This window comes from Apibacter sp. ESL0404, assembly GCF_019469245.1.
Taxonomy (GTDB): Bacteria; Bacteroidota; Bacteroidia; order Flavobacteriales; family Weeksellaceae; genus Apibacter.
Window position 1 is genome coordinate 1,895,819 of record NZ_CP048267.1, and the last position, 19,168, is coordinate 1,914,986.

At 33.0% G+C, this 19,168-nt stretch carries 15 protein-coding genes; 2 read left to right on the forward strand and 13 right to left on the reverse strand.

Features of this window, described 5'->3' with window-relative positions; all coding sequences use genetic code 11:
• The first annotated feature begins 162 nt into the window (after positions 1 to 162).
• Positions 163 to 1,470 carry a ribosome biogenesis GTPase Der gene (gene der, locus GYM72_RS08060; protein ID WP_220264041.1) on the forward strand — a complete coding sequence of 436 codons (1,308 nt, stop codon included), beginning with the start codon at positions 163 to 165 and terminating at the stop codon, positions 1,468 to 1,470.
• Between the two features lie 67 nt (positions 1,471 to 1,537).
• Here the strand turns inward: der and GYM72_RS08065 are convergent, their stop codons facing one another.
• The 7 genes from GYM72_RS08065 to GYM72_RS08095 all read right to left on the reverse strand — a co-directional run bounded on the left by GYM72_RS08065 (position 1,538) and on the right by GYM72_RS08095 (position 11,390).
• Entirely contained in the window at positions 1,538 to 2,878 is a 1,341-nt protein-coding gene (locus tag GYM72_RS08065) for a quinol:cytochrome C oxidoreductase (RefSeq protein ID WP_160541744.1), read from the reverse strand.
• Between the two features lie 7 nt (positions 2,879 to 2,885).
• Positions 2,886 to 3,527, reverse strand: coding sequence for a cytochrome c (locus GYM72_RS08070; protein ID WP_105296733.1), 642 nt, complete (start codon positions 3,525 to 3,527; stop codon positions 2,886 to 2,888).
• Complete coding sequence (locus tag GYM72_RS08075) at positions 3,511 to 4,053, reverse strand: DUF3341 domain-containing protein (protein WP_220264042.1); 543 nt, start codon at positions 4,051 to 4,053, stop codon at positions 3,511 to 3,513. Before GYM72_RS08075 ends, GYM72_RS08070 begins: the two co-directional genes overlap by 17 nt.
• Positions 4,040 to 5,440: an NrfD/PsrC family molybdoenzyme membrane anchor subunit gene (gene nrfD / locus GYM72_RS08080; RefSeq protein ID WP_160557295.1), complete on the reverse strand. Its 1,401-nt coding sequence runs from the start codon at positions 5,438 to 5,440 to the stop codon at positions 4,040 to 4,042. The genes GYM72_RS08075 and nrfD overlap by 14 nt, the downstream gene beginning before the upstream one ends.
• A gap of 19 nt (positions 5,441 to 5,459) precedes the next feature.
• Positions 5,460 to 8,651, reverse strand: a complete 3,192-nt coding sequence (locus GYM72_RS08085; protein ID WP_220264043.1) for a TAT-variant-translocated molybdopterin oxidoreductase — start codon at positions 8,649 to 8,651, stop codon at positions 5,460 to 5,462.
• A gap of 26 nt (positions 8,652 to 8,677) precedes the next feature.
• Positions 8,678 to 10,000, reverse strand: a complete 1,323-nt coding sequence (locus GYM72_RS08090) for a c-type cytochrome (protein ID WP_166004643.1) — start codon at positions 9,998 to 10,000, stop codon at positions 8,678 to 8,680.
• A gap of 259 nt (positions 10,001 to 10,259) precedes the next feature.
• Positions 10,260 to 11,390: a DNA polymerase III subunit delta' gene (locus GYM72_RS08095; RefSeq protein ID WP_220264044.1), complete on the reverse strand. Its 1,131-nt coding sequence runs from the start codon at positions 11,388 to 11,390 to the stop codon at positions 10,260 to 10,262.
• Positions 11,391 to 11,710: 320 nt separating this feature from the next.
• Between GYM72_RS08095 and dnaB the strand changes: the two genes are divergently transcribed.
• Positions 11,711 to 13,267 carry a replicative DNA helicase gene (gene dnaB, locus GYM72_RS08100; RefSeq protein ID WP_160541738.1) on the forward strand — a complete coding sequence of 519 codons (1,557 nt, stop codon included), beginning with the start codon at positions 11,711 to 11,713 and terminating at the stop codon, positions 13,265 to 13,267.
• 124 nt (positions 13,268 to 13,391) lie between these two features.
• On the opposite strand, the gene rplT is transcribed toward dnaB, so the two are convergent.
• The 6 genes from rplT to ybaK all read right to left on the reverse strand — a co-directional run bounded on the left by rplT (position 13,392) and on the right by ybaK (position 19,134).
• The gene (gene rplT, locus GYM72_RS08105; RefSeq protein WP_220264047.1) at positions 13,392 to 13,739 is read right to left on the reverse strand and encodes a 50S ribosomal protein L20; all 348 of its coding nucleotides are present in this window, start codon (positions 13,737 to 13,739) and stop codon (positions 13,392 to 13,394) included.
• 122 nt (positions 13,740 to 13,861) lie between these two features.
• On the reverse strand, positions 13,862 to 14,059 hold the full coding sequence (rpmI, locus tag GYM72_RS08110) for a 50S ribosomal protein L35 (protein WP_105296740.1): 198 nt from the start codon (positions 14,057 to 14,059) through the stop codon (positions 13,862 to 13,864).
• Positions 14,060 to 14,123: 64 nt separating this feature from the next.
• Complete coding sequence (locus GYM72_RS08115; RefSeq protein WP_220264048.1) at positions 14,124 to 15,932, reverse strand: hypothetical protein; 1,809 nt, start codon at positions 15,930 to 15,932, stop codon at positions 14,124 to 14,126.
• A gap of 44 nt (positions 15,933 to 15,976) precedes the next feature.
• The gene (infC, locus tag GYM72_RS08120) at positions 15,977 to 16,495 is read right to left on the reverse strand and encodes a translation initiation factor IF-3 (RefSeq protein ID WP_255410571.1); all 519 of its coding nucleotides are present in this window, start codon (positions 16,493 to 16,495) and stop codon (positions 15,977 to 15,979) included.
• Between the two features lie 48 nt (positions 16,496 to 16,543).
• The gene (gene thrS, locus GYM72_RS08125; RefSeq protein ID WP_220264053.1) at positions 16,544 to 18,466 is read right to left on the reverse strand and encodes a threonine--tRNA ligase; all 1,923 of its coding nucleotides are present in this window, start codon (positions 18,464 to 18,466) and stop codon (positions 16,544 to 16,546) included.
• Positions 18,467 to 18,651: 185 nt separating this feature from the next.
• Positions 18,652 to 19,134 carry a Cys-tRNA(Pro) deacylase gene (gene ybaK / locus GYM72_RS08130; protein WP_220264054.1) on the reverse strand — a complete coding sequence of 161 codons (483 nt, stop codon included), beginning with the start codon at positions 19,132 to 19,134 and terminating at the stop codon, positions 18,652 to 18,654.
• Positions 19,135 to 19,168 lie beyond the last annotated feature (34 nt).

Here is a 19,168-nt window from a genome sequence, read left to right on the forward strand (position 1 = left end):
ACAAAATTTATAATTCTCACAAAGAATACAAATAATTTTATATTTAGAGCATAATTTATTGAATACAAACATTTAAAACAATTATAATAGCTACGATAACGTTTACATACACCAAATATAAATCTGCTACTTATTTTTATTTACCTTTGCAAAAAATATGATATGTCAAATATTATAGCGCTTGTAGGAAGGCCTAATGTAGGAAAATCTACTCTTTTTAATCGATTACTACAAAAGAGGGAAGCAATTGTTGATAGTGTGGCCGGGGTTACTCGTGATCGGCATTATGGAAAAAGTGACTGGAACGGAGTCGATTTTACTGTTATTGATACCGGAGGTTATGTTGTTGGATCAGAAGATATTTTCGAAGAAGAAATAAGAAAACAAGTTGAACTTGCCGTAGATGAAGCTTCTGCGATTATATTTTTAGTTGACGTAACAGAAGGCATCACCGACATGGATAAAGAGGTTTCCAATCTTTTAAGAAAGACTGACAAACCAGTCTTTTTAGTTGTTAACAAAGTGGACAATGCTATGTTGGAAACGGAAGCCATGGAGTTTTATTCATTGGGAATGGAGAAATATTATACTATATCAGGAATGACAGGTAGCGGTACAGGAGATCTGCTGGATGATATAGTTGCCACATTTAAAGAAGAAGATTACGTAGCCCCTTTTGAAGGCTTGCCGAGAATAACCATTGCAGGAAGACCTAATGTGGGAAAATCAACATTTACCAATGCCTTATTGGAAAACGAGCGTAACATCGTTACAGATATAGCCGGTACTACCAGAGACAGTATAGAAACCTTATATGAAAAATTCGGATATAAGTTTGTATTGATAGACACTGCCGGTATGCGGAAAAAAACTAAAGTAAATGAAAACCTTGAGTTTTATTCCGTAATGCGTTCCATACGTTCAATTGAGGATTCAGATGTTGTAATCTTAATGATAGATGCAACCTTAGGTTGGGAAAAACAAGATATGAACATCTTATTTTTAGCCCAAAAATACCGAAAAGGTGTTGTTATCGTCGTTAACAAATGGGATTTAGTTGAAAAAGAAACCAATACGTTAAAACAATTTGAAAATTTTATAAAAGAAAAGATTGCTCCATTTACGGATGTACCCATCATTTTCACCTCGGCTATTACTAAACAGCGTGTGTATAAAACGGTAGAAACTGCCATGAAAGTTTATGAAAATCGTTCACGCAGGATCAAAACCAGTAAATTAAATGAAGTCATGCTTCCTATAATTGAATCTACACCCCCGCCAAGTATTAAAGGTAAATATATAAAAATTAAATACTGTACTCAGCTTCCCACCAGAACTCCACAATTTGCATTTTTTGCAAATTTACCGCAATATATCAAAGAACCCTATAAACGATTTATTGAAAATAAATTACGTCAAAATTTTGAATTGACAGGTGTTCCGATTGAAATATATTTCAGACAAAAATAAATTCCATAATAAATAAAAAGCATCTCATGATAGAGATGCTTTTTTTTATAATAAATTCTTTTAATGATTAGAAAGGATATTCAAATAATTCACTTTCATGATAGTATGGATTACCTTTAGCTTCTAAATTAAGCTTACTTATAGAATACATTACAGTAAATATAAATAGTCCCAACATAAAAATAAAAGCCCCGATTTCTAATAATCCTATACCCCAGAAAGCACCAACAGTTCCCGGCATAATAATATTAAACATATCCAAATAATGACCGAATAGTACTACACAAGCCATAATAGGAACAATGACATAATTCCTCTTCACTTTACTGCTAACTAATATCAAAAACGGTAAAACTAAATTCGGGATCAACATGGTAAAGTAAGTAGGTCCATATAACTTGTATCTTCCAAAGAAATATACCGTTTCCTCAGGAATATCAGCATACCAATACAACATGAATTGCGCAAACCACAGGTAAGACCATAAAAGGCTAAACCCAAACAAAAATTTAGCAAGATCATGCATATGGTTATCGTTAAATGCCGGTAAAAAACCTTTCTTTTTCAGATATATGGAAATAATCAACATCACTCCAACGGAAGAAACCAAACAGCTGATTAATACATACCACATATATAAAGTGGAATACCAATGAGGATCAATGGACATTAACCAATCCCATGCCCAGCAAGCGGATGCTAAAGCAAAGAAAACAATAGCACCTACGCTCCAGTTATAAACTTTTTTATAATCGGAAACATCTTTAGTTTCATCCAACTTTCTCGTTAGAGATTTTATTTTCCATAAAAAGAAAATACATCCGGCCACATAAATCAGCGTTCTAATAACAAAAAACGGTCTATTTAAAAACGGTTCCTTAGATTTTATAAGTAAATCGAAATGCGAAGAATTAGGATCGGTTAAAGAGGGATCCATCCAATGATATAAATGATTCAGTCCTCCGTGTTCACCACCATATGATGAAAGAAAAATAAATACAACCATTAATAAGCCGCCTACAGGTAGAAACGAAGCAATACCTTCCATTACTCTGATAACAACAATAGACCAACCGGCATTACCTGCATGTTGGACAGCAGCAAAAAACAAGGCGGTAGCTGAAATACCGAAAAATAACATCAAAGACACAAAAAATGCAGACCACGGCCTGTTATGAATTTGATGTTCAGCATGTTCAATATGTTCTTTAGAGTGCGCAACATCTCCTTTATAAACTGAATTCATGGGTTGAGCTCCCGCTAATTCTTCATTATGATGTAAAATTTCCTTAACAGCATGTTCATCTATACGTGAATTCTGATAATACCCTATACCAAAGGCTATCAATCCTACTACGATTAATACTATGGACGTTAATTTAAGACTTGATGAAAATGTATATCTCATAGCTGTATTATTGTTCTGTTGTTTGTGTCTGTTCTGCAGAGTTTGATGTTGCAGAAGGTTTAAATTCGTTAATTACATATTCTGCAACTCTCCACATATCTCCGGGTAAAAGTTGCCCCGCATAAGATCCCATGGCATTTCTTCCATGTTCCATAACATAATGTACAGATCCGACTGTTATATCCCTATCTTTATAATTAGGTACTCCCGAAAATGCTCCGGATTGAACAATATCACCTTGTCCGTCTCCGGCTGTACCATGACAAGCCGAACATGTTTTTATATATAAATCTTTTCCTCTGGCTAAGTCCTTATCTTTGTTTAAAGGGTTTAGCGGTGAAACCGTTATTTTTTTAGAAGCATCATATCCTTCAGGGGTATTTGGTAAATCCATAGGTAAAATTCCTTCGGGATTTTGAGCTATGGTTCCGGGTACAGGCGCTAACGCGGTTGCTCCTCCTTGCTTTGAAAATAAAGGAACCGTCGTTCCTTGTTCTCCATAAGCAATTACTGCCTCTTGATAAGGATCATAGGCTACCGGATAGTACATATCTGGAAAATAAACCAAACTGGGTTTTTTCTTACTACAAGAAATTATAAACAAACTTCCTGTTATAGCAAAAAGAATATATTTAGTTATTTTTTTCATCTTCAATTATTTTTACAGTTATTTCCTCAACACCTGTAGCTATCAAAATTTCCTTTACTTGGTCGTAATTTTGATTATAAATTTCAACTAAAAATTTATCATCGGTAGTCCTTGGATCAGGATTTTGAGCTTTTTGTCCCGGATAATGCTTGTTTAAAATAAGGTATGTAATGGACATGAGGTGAGCGGCAAAAAATACAGTCAGCTCAAACATAATTGGAATAAAAGCCGGCATATTTTCTGTCCAAGTAAAACTCGGTTTTCCTCCTATATTTTGCTGCCAATCATAATTCATCGTATACCAAGTAAGCACAGAAGCAACAGCTAACCCCATAGCTCCATAGAAAAAAGCAAATTCAGACATTCTCGATTCTTTTAATCCCATTGCCTTATCTAATCCATGTACCGGAAAAGGTGTATAAACTTCATTAATTTCAATTCCTCTATCACGAAGTTGCTTAACCCCATCTATAAGAAGATCATCATCTCCGTATAAACCGTAAATAATTGTCTTAGTGGTGCTCATTTTCTAAATGATGTTTTTTATACCCTTCACTTGATGTTTTTATAATTGTCTTCAATTCTGCCTGAGCTATAACCGGGAAAGTTCTAGCATACAACAGATATAATACTGAAAAGAAACCTATCGTTCCGATGAATATTCCAACGTCTACAAAAGAAGGTTGGAACATTGTCCATGAACTTGGTAAATAATCTCGTGACAGATTGATAACAATAATATCAAATCTTTCAAACCACATACCGATATTTATAACAATGGAAACAATGAAGGTCCATAGAAAGTTTCTTCTTAATTTTTTTATCCAAAGAGAGGCAGGAATTAATACATTACAAAGAATTAATAACCAAAATGCCCACCAATATGGTCCTGTGGCAGCTCCAACTGAGAAATAAGTAAAATCTTCATATCTGCTTCCTGAATACCATCCGATAAAGAATTCCGTAATATAAGCTACTGTTACCATTCCTCCTGTCACAACTATTACAATATTCATATATTCGATATGCTTTTGAGTGATATAATCCTCTAAATGACATACTTTTCTAACCACGCTAAGCAAGGTTTGAACCATAGCAAAACCGGAAAATATAGCACCCGCAACAAAATACGGCGGATATACTGTTGAATGCCATCCTTTAATAACTGAAGTTGCAAAGTCAAAGGAAACAATGGTATGAACAGAAAAAACTAAAGGAGTTGCAAGACCTGCCAAAACTAATGACACTTCCTCAAATCGTTGCCAATGCTTTGCTTTGCCTCCCCACCCAAAACTCAATATAGTATAAATCTTTTTAGTTACCGGTTTAACCGCTCGATCTCTAACCATGGCAAAATCAGGAATTAGTCCGATATACCAAAAAACCACAGATACCGAAAAATAGGTACTGATGGCAAATACGTCCCATAATAAGGGGGAGTTGAAATTGGGCCATAAAGTTCCGAACTGGTTAGTTATAGGAAATACAAAATAAGCTAACCATATACGTCCCATATGAATACATGGGAACATGGCTGCCTGAACCACCGCAAAAATAGTCATGGCTTCCGCCGAACGGTTTATGGAAAGTCTCCATTTTTGACGGAAAAGCAATAATACAGCAGAAATCAATGTTCCTGCATGACCTATTCCTACCCACCAAACGAAATTAGTAATATCCCATCCCCAATTTATCGTTCTGTTTAGTCCCCATACCCCTATTCCGGTACCTATCGTATAAGCGATACACCCTACTCCATAGATAAAGGCTACTAAAGCAATATAAAAAGCAAACCACCAAAGTTTCCCGGCTTTGGTTTCAATAGGACGGGCTATATCTTCCGTAATGTCATGATAGGTTTTATCCCCTAAAATTAACGGCTCGCGAATAGGTGCTTCGTAATGTCCTGACATAGTAACTTTCTTAAAATTTTTATGATTCTTTTCTATTCCTAATTTTGTGCTGATAGAATACATTAGGTTTTGTCCCTACTTCTTCTAACAATACATATTTCCTTTTATCTTTTGATAGCCTTGCAATTTCTGATGAAGAATCATTAATATCTCCAAATTTAATTGCTCCACTAGAACAAGCCAGTGAACATGCTACCTGAAATTCTCCATCTTCCACTTTTCTGCCTTGTTTTTTAGCCTCTAAAATGGTAGCCTGAGTCATTTGTATACACATGGAACATTTTTCCATGACTCCTCTGGAACGAACAACGACATCAGGATTTAATACCATTCTTCCTAAATCATTATTCATATTATAGTCAAACTTATTGTTAAGCGCGTAGTTGAACCAATTGAAACGACGTACTTTATACGGACAGTTATTGGCACAATAACGGGTTCCTACACATCGATTATAAGCCATATGATTTTGTCCTTGTTTTCCATGAGAAGTAGCCGCTACCGGGCAAACCGTTTCACAAGGTGCATGATTACAATGTTGACACATCACCGGTTGGAAAATTACATCCGGATTAGTTGGATTCGGTTCAATTAATTCCTTATACATAGGAACTTGATCCAAATTTTCCAAGATTTCTTCTTTTTGCTCTATTTGCTTTTTAGAAGAATAATATCTGTCTATCCGTAACCAATACATGTCTCTTGACATCCTTATTTCTTCTTTTCCAACTACGGGAACATTATTTTCGGCTTGACATGCTATAATACAAGCACCACATCCGGTACATGCATTTAAATCAACCGAAAGGTTAAAATGTGGACCGTCTGTACTGTCATAATCTCTCCATAGATCTACTTTATTCATAGGAACTTCTCCTACGTATGAATCCATTTTTAACGGCTCATTCCATTTTTTAGGATCCTCGTTTAAGAAAGTATCTAAGGAAACCTCTCTTGCTATTTCATACCTGCCCATTAAGGTGCCTTGCATTTGCATTGACGCAAATTCATGCATTCCTTGAGTCGGTTTAATAGTTATGTTATATTGAATTAAATTAGAGTTAAGATAAAAAGGATAGGCATTTATTCCGGTTTGACCTACTTTTCCTGATTTTGATTGGCCGTATCCTAAGGCTAATCCAATTGATCCTTTAGCTTGTCCCGGTTGAATTAATGCAGGAACACTTTTTATTACTTTTCCATTAACCGTTAAATCTACTAAGGAACCATTTAATTGCATTCTGCCATTGGTCTCATTCTTAATTCCTAATTGTTTAGCATCTTCTAATGAAATTGTAATATAGTTATCCCATGCTAGACGAGAGATAGGGTCCGGCAACTCTTGCAACCAAGGATTATTCGCTTGAACTCCGTCTCCAATAGCTGTTTTAAGATATAAGTTTAATTCAAAAGTTCCCGCTTTAATAACTGCTAAGTTAGATAATGCCTGTTCCGCATTTCCTCCGATTACATTTAATTCTGTAATTTCAGATGTTTCATTGTATCCATTATATAAAGCCTGATTAAAACTATAACCTAATTTAGTTCCTAACTGCGTTTGCCAATATTGTTTTAAATAATTATAATAAGCATTGGTTTGCTGGGGCGTTGCTGTCGTAGTATAGGTAGAATTAAACGGAGTGGTTGCATCTTGAACCGTATCTTTTTTAGATTGTGTAGCTAAAGAATCAACCGATGGAGTCGAACCAACGGGAGCAACTGTGGTATTTTCTTTAACCGCATTTGTTTGTAATCCTGCATTCCTCCAAACCAATAATGAATCTTGAAATTGACGAGTATCAAAAATTCTTTGGATGGTTGGTTGTGATAATAAGTAAACCCCTGTTGCCGGATTTAAATCTCCCCATGATTCTAACCAATGAGGAACCGGTGCAATGGCTTTACATATAGAAGCTGTTTCATTTTCATATTCTGAAAGAGATACAGAACAATTTACCTTTTTAAATAAATCTTTCAGTTTTTCTCCCTCTGAATATGAATAAATCGGATTAGTATTAAAGTTAAGTAATACTCCTACTTGTCCGGTTGACAACCAAGATAGTAATTCCAAAAAACGAGCATCATTGGATTCTTTAGTCAATAATACTTTATCTTTTCTAACTGCTAATGAATTTAATTTTTGATTTATCAGATTGGCTATCACATAGGCTGATTTATCGCCTTCCGCAAATACAACCGCTTTTGAACCTTTTATTGTGAGTTCTTTAGCTATTTTTTGAGCAGTAGGATTGGAAGAAGTTCCATCCAATGCTTTATACACTTCACCCAATAATTTTTGAACTTCCGAAGGTTTTAACGGCATTCTTTCATCGGAACTAGCCCCTGATAAACTTAAATTGGATTCAATTTGAATATGCTTAAGCATAGTTTTCCCCGGGGTTTTGGCTTTGGCATAATCTGCCTCAAAATGTCCTCCATTCCAATCATTCAAAAAATCAGCACCAAAAGAAACCAATAATTCGGCTTTAGTTAGATCATATAATGGTAAAGCTCTTACTCCATAAACTTCTTCAGCTGCATCTAAAGCCGGTGAATAAGAAATCGCATCGTAAACGACATGTTCTGTGCTTGGGAATAGGGTTGTAAAATCTTCAATGATTTTTTTAGTGGAGGGAGAAGGTAAAGATGGGGTTAAAATTACAATCTTTTTACCCGAAACCTTAGCTGCCTGTAATTCTTTATTTACATAATTATCTAATGATTTCCAATCGGTTTCAGATCCATTCAGTTTAGGTGTTTTAGCTCTGTTATTGTCATATAATGAAAGAACAGATGCTTGACTTCTGGCTGTGCTTTCACCAAAAAAGGCAGCATTTTTATTACTTTCAATTTTAATGGGTCTTCCTTCCCTTGTTTTAACTAAAACACTGGCAATGTCAAATCCATTGTAAAGAGTTGAGGCGTAATAACTGGGTACTCCCGGAATGATACCTTCGGGTTTAACCACGTATGGTACCGATTTAATAATTGGAGCTTCACAGGCTGCTAAAGTTACAGCTGCTGTTCCAAAACCTAAGAATTTTAAGAAATCTCTTCGAGAAGTTTTTGTAGAATACATTGCTTGATCATCTCCTAAAAATTCATCGATAGGAAGCTCTTCTACAAATTCATTTGCTGCTAATTTCTCTGGTAGTGAAGGATCTTGTAATTCTTCTAAACTCCTAAATTTTATTTTATCTTTTGAAGCCATAATGATCTTCTGATGATTTTAATTAATTAATAATGACATTTACCGCATTCTAAACCTCCTATGGCATCTACCGTTATTTTAGATTTATCTTCTCCATATTCTTTCTTCAATTTTTCATGAAGTTTATTGAAGTAAGCTGCATTATATCCATTGGTCATATCGACTTCTGTAGTACGGTGGCAATCTACACACCATCCCATTGTGAAATCATTCGCCATTCTTACAACATTCATGGTATCTATGGAACCATGACAGGCTTTACATACCACGTCAATTTGATGATTCGGGTTCTTTTTATTGAAATCGGCTATTATTGTTTTTTCTCCTGCCACTACGTGTTGTGAGTGATTAAAATATACGAAATCCGGCATATTATGAATTCTTTCCCATTTCACAGGTTTTTGTTTACCTGTGTATTTTTGGTTTTCTTCATCCCAACCAATATGGTCATAAATTTTCTTAATTTCAGCAGTATAGAATTCTTTAGATTTGCCCGGTTCGATATATTTGCCGGTATATTCGCTGATATTTCTATGACAATTCATACATACACTTAGAGAAGGAATTTCGGAAACTTTCCCATATTTTGCTCCGGAATGACATAATTGACAATTGATTTTATTTTCTCCTGCATGAATTTTATGTGAAAAATAAATAGGTTGATCCGGTTCATAACCTTTATCGACTCCTATTCCCATCAACCAAGCCCATACTCCGTAAAAAGATAAAGCCAATAGTAAAGTTACCAATCCATACAAGACTCCTTTATATTGTACATAAAATTGTGAAAAAGTTCTAATTCTTGTAGATTCAAGTTCTGATAATTCAGCGCTGGAGGTTTTTAGTTTTACTAGCTTATTGATTTTCAGTAAGGTAAAAATCAATATTACCCCTATTGAGGCAAAGGAAAGTAAAATATAATTAAGATCATTTGATGTTTTCTTTTCAACTACGGCGGGAGCAGCTTCTTCCGGTGGAGCCGGTGGATTTTCAAGATAGGCTAAAATATCATCGATATTTTGTACTGATAATCTGCCTTCGAAAACATCCATAGCAATTTGATTGTTCTCTTCGAAGATTTTATTCGCACGCTTATCTCCACTTTTTCTTAAGGCTTCATTATTCATGATCCATTTTTGGATCCATTCTACATCAGCGCCTTCTTCAGTTAATTTTGTTACAATTCCTTTTAGGGCAGGTCCTGTAAGTTTTCGGTCTAACGCGTGACAAGCGGTACAATTGTCTTTGAATAATTTCTCTCCATTCTTTACATCTCCATTTACTTTCTGCGCTAAAACAGAAACACTTGTAAAGAGAGTCAGCATACAGACTGCTATAATTTTATTCATAATAATTGATTTCAATTGAATGAAACTTATTTATAATATAATTGTCCCATTAAAAGCGACTTATGCAAAAATAAAAATATGCTCTATATTGCCAAATGTTTTTTTTAACATATCTTTTAGTTTTTGTTAATTTGTAATTATTCTAAATAACGATCGTTTTTATCTAGCTGTTAAACAGCTTATTAAATTGAAATACACGCAAATAACCTTTCTAAAAACCAGATGAAAAAACAACTTTTTTTATCTTATATGGCAAAAATTACTCATTTTTTCTAGCCAAAAATCGTGTTAATTTAATACCCATATCTAAAAAAATGATTTTAGCACTTCCATTTCTTTCAATATGAAAAAATGCGTTATTAATTTCTTCTAAAATATCTTCTATATTTTTCCCGTGAACAAAATGACTAAAATTATCCCATTTAAAGTTTTCATATGTTAATGGATTATTTACTAAGCTTGATGATTCGTAATTTTGAAGTAAGGCTTGTCTAAAAGTTTCGGCACAAAATTGTAAGAAATTCTTTTGTTTTTCTCTACCCCAAGCAGATATTTCTAAAGACCAATCTACTATTTCTCTTAAAAATTGTGGTTTTTTAGGAGCCATGACCGCTGCACGGTTCCATCGAATAAAATATTTCTCGAATTCTTCTTGTAAGGTATTGTTTTTTATTAGCTTACAAGCTACATCCCAATCGCCTTCAGCTCTTTTTGCTAAAATATCGGCCGTTTCTTTGTCTAAGGAAAACCTATTTTGTAAATGATCAGATATTTCATTGTTTTCCAAAGAATTAACAGTTATTTTTTGGCAACGAGACAATATGGTTGGAAGAATTTTTTTATCATCTTCAGCAATGAGTATAAACAAAGTTTTAGCAGGCGGTTCTTCCAATATTTTAAGTAATTTATTGGCAGCTTCTACTCTCATAGTTTCTACCATCCAAATTATTTGAACTTTATATCCTCCTTCAAAACTTTTTAAGTTTAGGTTATCAATTATATTTTCTATTTCTTTAACAGAGATGATCCCTTGTTTTTTATCTTCATTAATATATGCATACCACTGGTTTATATCCCTATAAGGATCTTCGATAATAAACTCTCTAAACTGTTTAATGTAGTCGGAACTTATGGCTTCTTTTTTTTCTGTTGTATTATTAATGGTTGGAAAAGATAAATGCAAATCGGGATGTTGTAATCGATTGATCTGTAATAAACATTTTTCAGATTGTTTGCAAATAACTTCTGAAGCATAGGCAAGTGCAAGCGGTAAAACTCCGTAACCCGGTTTTCCTATATACAGTTGCGCATGGCTAATTCTATCTTCCTTGATTGAATTTTGCAATAGCTTTTTTAAGTTTTGCTGACCTATTATTTCATCCCATTTCATGTAAACAAAGATAGATCAACTTTTCTAATTCACTTACTTTTATATAATAATTGAATCACTTGGTAGGTTTACTTTTTTATCATAGGCTTAATAAATTTAGTTTTATATAGACTGACAATCGATAGCCGGAAATCGTTTACATTATTTACTAAAATGAATAAAAGACAGCATATCTCAAAATTGTTCATAAGTTGTTTAGATGAATTTACATATATGAATAATTATTGCAATAGTTTATTAAACGTTACATCTGACTTCTAAAAAATTGTTTAGAAAAAAGATAGGTCTACCTTATAATTTTGCATATTTTTGAAACTGATATGGAACAACTAGAATCTAAATACAATAAAATTCCTAAATCCAACAAAATCATTAACTTAGAAAAAGGAAAGCTTCCCCCTCAAGCTATTGATTTAGAAGAAGCTGTACTAGGTGCCATGATGATCGATAAAAAAGGGTTAGATGAAATTATAGATATTTTATCTCCCGAAGTATTTTATAAAAAAGAGCACCAACTAATATATGAAGCCATTGAAGATCTTTTTAAGCAAACAGACCCTATTGATATTCTTACTATATCCAATAAATTACGATCTCAAGGTAATTTGGAGGCTGCAGGAGGCGATTTTTATTTGATTCAACTTTCCAACAAAATATCTTCTTCGGCTCACATTGAATACCATTCAAGAATTATTCTTGAAAAATATATACTTAGGAAACTCATCGAAATATCATCTAATATGATTGAAAAATCGTATGATGAAACTTCAGATGTTTTCGATTTGTTGGATTATTCTGAAAGTCAGTTATATGAAATTACCAACGGTACTTTGAAACGAACTTTCAATGAAGCGAAAAATTTAGTTTCCAATGCTTTAAAAAAGATTAAATCTTTAGAATCTAAACAAGGGATGAGCGGTATTCCTTCAGGATTTAAGCATGTGGATAAAATTACTGCCGGTTGGCAACCTTCGGATCTTATAATTATTGCAGCAAGACCCGGTATGGGTAAAACGGCTTTTATTCTTTCCATGGCCAGAAATATTGCCATAGGGGCAGAAACTCCGATCGGTGTATTTTCATTAGAAATGTCCGCAGAACAGTTGATGATGCGTATGATATCCAGTGAAACCGGAATTGAATCTGAAAAGTTGAGAAAAGCCAATTTATCCGAATTAGAGTGGCAACAACTTTATTCCCGAGTTAATAAATTGGAAAATGCGCCGATATTTATAGATGATTCTCCCGGGATTTCTGTTTTCGATTTGAGAGCTAAAGCTCGTAGACTTGTTTCTCAGCATGGAGTAAAAATGATTATGATCGATTACCTCCAATTAATGTCGGCAGGAGGAAAAGGTATAGGAAATAGGGAGCAAGAGATTGCTACGATTTCTCGTTCATTAAAAGCTATTGCTAAAGAGCTTGAAATACCTGTTATAGCACTTTCGCAGTTATCCCGTTCTGTGGAAACTCGCGGAGGAAGTAAAAAACCTTTACTTTCGGACTTGAGGGAATCGGGGGCTATTGAACAGGATGCCGATATTGTAACCTTTATATATCGACCGGAATATTACAAATTAGATACTTGGGAAGATGGAACACCTTGTACAGGTCAAGCAGAATTTATTATTGCAAAGCATAGAAACGGTGCTCTGGAAGATGTTCGATTGCGTTTTACGAGTTCTCAGGCTAAATTTTCGGATATAGATGAAGATTATTTTTCCGTACAGGAAAGTATAAGTTCTACCACTTTTGAAAGTAAAATCAATGATGAAACTTCATTTGACAGCTCCATAAATATTCCATCTATTAATCCTAGCGATTCCTTTGGAATTGATGATACTATTGATGACCAGGATTCTGATATGCCTTTTTAAAAACTTTGGCAACATCTTGTGAATCTTCTGTGTATTTTTAGCATTTAAATCAAGTATAATTAAAATAAAAAACACTCACTATATAGTGAGTGTTTTTATTATGATAACGAAAATATTATTAAATTTATTTTTTTACAGTATCCACAACCGCTTTGAAAGCTTCTGGATGGTTCATAGCTAAATCTGCAAGAACCTTTCTATTTAAATCTATATTTTTTTCTTTTAGTAAACCTATAAATTTAGAATAAGAAAGACCGTATTGTCTGGCACCTGCGTTAATTCTCTGTATCCACAAAGCTCTGAAATTTCTTTTCTTTTGCTTTCTACCTACATAGGCATATTGCAAACCTTTTTCAACAGCATTTTTCGCTACTGTCCAAACATTTTTTCTTCTCCCGTAATAGCCTTTAGCTAATTTTAGGACTCTTTTTCTGCGCGCTCTTGACGCTACTGAATTGACTGATCTTGGCATACTTTTTTGTTTTTTTGAAGTGGGTGGAAGCATTTTTTATCTTCTCTTCTTTTACCCAATTCAGGGTTAAACTTTTAAATGATTTTTAAAAAACCGGAATATCTTTCAAAAGATATTCTCTCTTACTTAATTAATAATTGTCTTTTAACGCTTTTTTCGTCTGCGATATCTACTAAAGTAGAATACGTCAGATTACGTTTACGTTTTGTGCTTTTTTTAGTTAAAATGTGACTTTTAAATGCATGTTTTCTTTTAATTTTACCTGATCCGGTAATTGAAAAACGCTTTTTAGCACCTGATTTTGTTTTTAATTTTGGCATTTTCTTATTTATTTACCTCGTTATCAATTGTACAAAATTAGATATTTTTCAAAAAATAAACAAATCATTTATCGTATGCTAATTTAATTTCATCAATATCAATTTCTTTAACTAATGAGGTAAGGTGAATAGTGATACTATCATTTTTAATATTATTTATTAGTGCAATTTTTACATTATTAAGATCGGGCTTTTGATTATTGATAGAATAAATTCTCCACTTTTTATTTTTAGAATTTAAAGTTATTGTAGCAGTCTTGTTAAATAATATTTTAGTTTTAAACTTATTATCTTGTTTATCTAATACTACTACATTATTCTTTGAATCTCCCAAAAGATATCCCGGTATTGTTATAAATTTATCATATTCACGTATTCCCAATTTATTCCCATATTTATTCATGAATAATGTGGGATTATAAGAATCATTGATGGAGAAAAGAACAGGCTTATATTTTCTTAAAAATTCATTATTTTTTTTAAGTTCTTCTCCTATTCTAAAGCTTGGAGTTGATTGTCCTACTGTAAATATTAGTATATCAGAATTACGTTTCAAAATATAATTTACATCCCCTAATTCATGACCAATATACCCTCCTTTAGCATAATCTTTGGGTGGGTGTCTAGCGATATAATAATCATTTAAACCTAACATATCCAAACAAGGCAAATTAGATGAATAGGGTATACATCCGGCGGCTGTAACTCCTAACAACGGCTGTTGTTTATAAAAACCTCTTTTCAAAAATTCTCCTAATAGTAAACCATCCCATTCCCATTTTTCATGTTTAACAATTTTATTGCTAGAATAATTAATTTGCAGATATAAATAGCAAGGGATACATATAAAAGTAAATATTGCTGAAAAATATTTTGTTTTAAAAAATTTAAAATTACATTTTATAAATCCTTCTATTAAAGCATAAGTTAAAATTACATAAACAAGAACAAAGTGCCTGAATGCCGGGAATATATCACCTCCAACCAAGGTTACATATACTACCCAACTACCCATCACAGCTAAAAGGTAGATAAATTTACTGTTCTTTTTAACAATTGAAAAATATATAATAAATAGTATACCTATTATTGAAAAAGGCAAAGTATTTTTAAGAGCTCTAGCTGAATATATAAATCCTAACAAAATAGTATATAAGGTAACTTTAGCTTTAACAAAAGCGGTATTTGGTAACCATTCTCCATAATAATTTAACCTAAATAGTAATTGAATAACGTAAAAAATTATAGGTAAGGAGAGGATTTTTATCAGAAAAGCAATTATAAATTTATACGGTCTTTTTTGATATAGTAAGAAAAAAAAGAAAAAAAAAGAAGTTATAACTGAAAATAAAACCCCATCGGGTCTTGATATAACTAAAACAGCTAAGGAAATAGAAAGTAACCAATTATATTTTCTAAAATTATATAAATCAATAATTTTAAAGACAGAATAAATCATTAAGCAAATAGACAAAGTGTATAGAGGCTGTTCTAAACCGGCTATTGTCCAAGTAGCGAATGCAGAGGTACAAATAAGAAATGATAAACCTACAAAAAGAGCATTAAAATCTTTATCTTTATAATATAAATAAATGATATAAAGCACACTAATACTACAGATAAGACCTGCTAACCTTAGGGATAAAATTAAGTTAAATCCTAATTTACCGAAAATAGATATTAATAGTATCCATGATAAATTAGAATATCCTTCAACAGGTCTTTCATTATCATTCCATGTTAATCCTTTACCTTGTAAAAAACGATCAGTGTATCGTAAGGAAATCAAACTATCATCTGACAGATACGGGTAATAATAGTAACAATGTAAAATGAATAGAGATATTAATAATAAAAATAAAAATCTTTTCACATAAACGATTTAATTTTTAAATTAAAAGTTATTCATTTCTTATCCTATTTTTTGGGAGACATCATCATAATCATTCTTTTCCCTTCGAGCTTTGGCATTTGCTCTACTTTACCCCATTCTTCTAATTCTTGCGCTAATCTTAATAATAAAATTTGTCCTTGGTCTTTAAAAACAATGGAACGCCCTTTAAAGAAAACGTAAGCTTTTAGTTTAGAACCTTCTTCCAAAAATTTTTGAGCATGTTTCTTTTTAAATTCAAAATCATGTTCGTCGGTTTGTGGCCCAAAACGAATTTCTTTAACCACTACTTTGGTTTGCTTAGATTTGAGTTCTTTTTGCTTCTTTTTCTGTTCGTACAGGAATTTTTTATAATCAACAACTCTACAAACAGGTGGATTTGCACTTTCTGTGATCATTACCAAATCCAACTCTAAATCTTCGGCAATAGCTAATGCTTCTTTTATAGGATAGATTCCTTGAGTAACATTATCTCCTACTAAACGAACTTCCGGAACATCAATTTTTCCGTTAATTTTGTGTTCTGGCTCTTGCTTCTTTGGGATATACTTCCCTCTTGAATTATTTCTGTTAAGTGCTATGGTATTTAAATTTTATTGATTATTTGTTGCTTTTTTCATCATCGTTACTACTTCTTCTAAAGAAAAAGTACCTAAATCTCCTTCTCCACGTTTACGAATCGACACAGTGTCGGAGGAAGCTTCCTTCTCTCCTACTACAAACATGTAAGGAATTTTATTGATCTCTGCATCTCGTATCTTTTTACCTGTCTTTTCGTTACGATCGTCTATTCGTCCGCAAATATCCGAATTTTCCATTAAATCCAAAACTTTTTTTGCATAATCTACATACTTTTCACTAATAGGAAGTATAATAAACGGTTCAGGACTTAACCATAAAGGTAAATCTCCAGCAGTGTGTTCTAACAGAATGGCTACAAAGCGTTCCAAAGAACCGAAAGGCGCTCTATGTATCATTACAGGACGATGTTTTTCATTATCTGCTCCTATGTAATAAAGATCAAACCTTTCCGGCAAATTATAGTCTACTTGAATAGTACCTAATTGCCAGTTTCTACCTAAGGCATCTTTAACCATAAAATCGAGCTTTGGCCCATAAAAAGCTGCTTCGCCATATTCAACAACCGTTGGCAATCCTTTCTTTTCGGCTGCTTGTTTAATCGCATTTTCAGCTTTCTCCCAATTTTCATCACTTCCAATATATTTTCCTTTATTTTCTTTATCGCGCAATGAAACTTGGGCAGTAAATTCGTTAAATCCTAAGGATTTAAATGTATATAATACGAGATCTATTACATTTTCAAACTCTCCGATCAATTGATCCGGAGTACAAAAGATATGGGCGTCATCCTGAGTGAATCCTCTAACTCGGGTAAGTCCATGCAATTCTCCACTTTGCTCATATCTATAAACGGTTCCAAATTCTGCGAATCGTTTCGGTAAATCTTTATACGACCAAGGGGAAGATCGATAAATTTCACAGTGATGTGGACAATTCATCGGTTTTAATAAAAATTCTTCACCCGCATTAGGTGTTTTTATAGGTTGGAAGCTATCTGCTCCGTATTTTTCATAATGTCCGCTGGTAACATACAAATCTTTATGCCCGATATGAGGGGTTGCTACAATTTCATATCCTGCTTTTCGCTGTGCCGCTCCTAAAAAGTCAATAAGTTTTTGTCTTAGTTTTGCACCTTTTGGTAACCATAAAGGTAATCCTGCTCCTACTTTTTCGGAAAAAGTAAATAATTGAAGCTCTTTTCCTAATTTTCTATGATCACGCTTTTTTGCTTCTTCTATTCTTTCTAAGTATTCAGTTAATTCTTTTTGTTTTGGAAAAGAAATTCCATAGACACGAACCAACTGTTTATTTTTTTCATCGCCTCTCCAATAAGCCCCTGCTGCATTTAATACTTTTACGGCTTTAATTATTCCGGTAGAAGGAATATGTCCACCTCTACATAAATCGGTAAAATTATCGTGTGTTACAAAAGTGATCGATCCATCTTCTAAATTTTCAATTAATTCAGTTTTAAACGGATTATCTTTATAGGCTTCTAATGCATCATTTTTAGAAACAGAACGGATGGAGAACGTTGAGTCTTTTTTGGCATTTTCCAACATTTTCTTTTCAATTTTTTCAAAATCTTTTTCTGAAAAAACTTCATCTCCAAAATCAACATCGTAATAAAATCCATTTTCAATGGCAGGACCAATAGTTAATTTAGCATTTGGATAATACTCCATAATCGCCTGTGCCAATAAGTGGGCAGAAGAATGCCAAAACGCTTTCTTTCCTAAATCATCATTCCATGTTAATAATTGTACCGTTGCATCCTCCGTAATAGGATCGGTAATTTCAACTTGTTTACCATTTACTATTGCAGAAATTGTATTTCTAGCCAAACCTTCAGATATGGATTTGGCAATGTCCAACGGTGTTACGGAATTTTCAAATTCTTTCACACTTCCATCAGGAAGAGTAATTTTTATCATTCTTCTAAAATTTTTAGGATACAAATTTACGAAAGTTTTATAAATGAAATTATTGCGTTTTTTAAATATATCGAAAATAATTTTTTATTTATTCTTGGATTGCAATTATCTCTTTGCGAAATTATTATCTTAATATTAAAACCTTATTTGTTTTTATGAACACAGAAAATATTTATTGATTTTATTCAACTGTTTTTAAAAATTTTTGCTTGAAGGAGTTTAATCAAATCTTGTGGATTTAATTGAATTTGTAATCCTCTTTGTCCGGCACTAATGTAAATGGAATCGAAATTCAAGCAGGATTCTTCTATATAGGTTGGAAATAATTTTTTCATGCCTATGGGTGAGCATGCTCCTCTGATATAGCCCGTTAATGCTATTAGATTTTTCATCGGAATTAAGTCGCATTTTTTATTGCCGGATAGTGATGCTATCTGCTTTAAATTAATTTCTTCATTTCCGGGAATAACACAAACAAAATAACCGTTTTTATCCCCTTCCAATACCAAGGTTTTAAATACCTGATTTATATTTTCCCCTAAAGTCTCTGCTACATGTATGGCGCTTAAGTCTTTTTCATCTACTTCATAGGGAATAAGATCATATGTAATTTTGTGTAAATCTAGTAATCTCGCCGCATTCGTTTTATGTATTTTCTGCTTACTCATGCAAATATTTCCCAGACTTTAATTCTTGACTTAA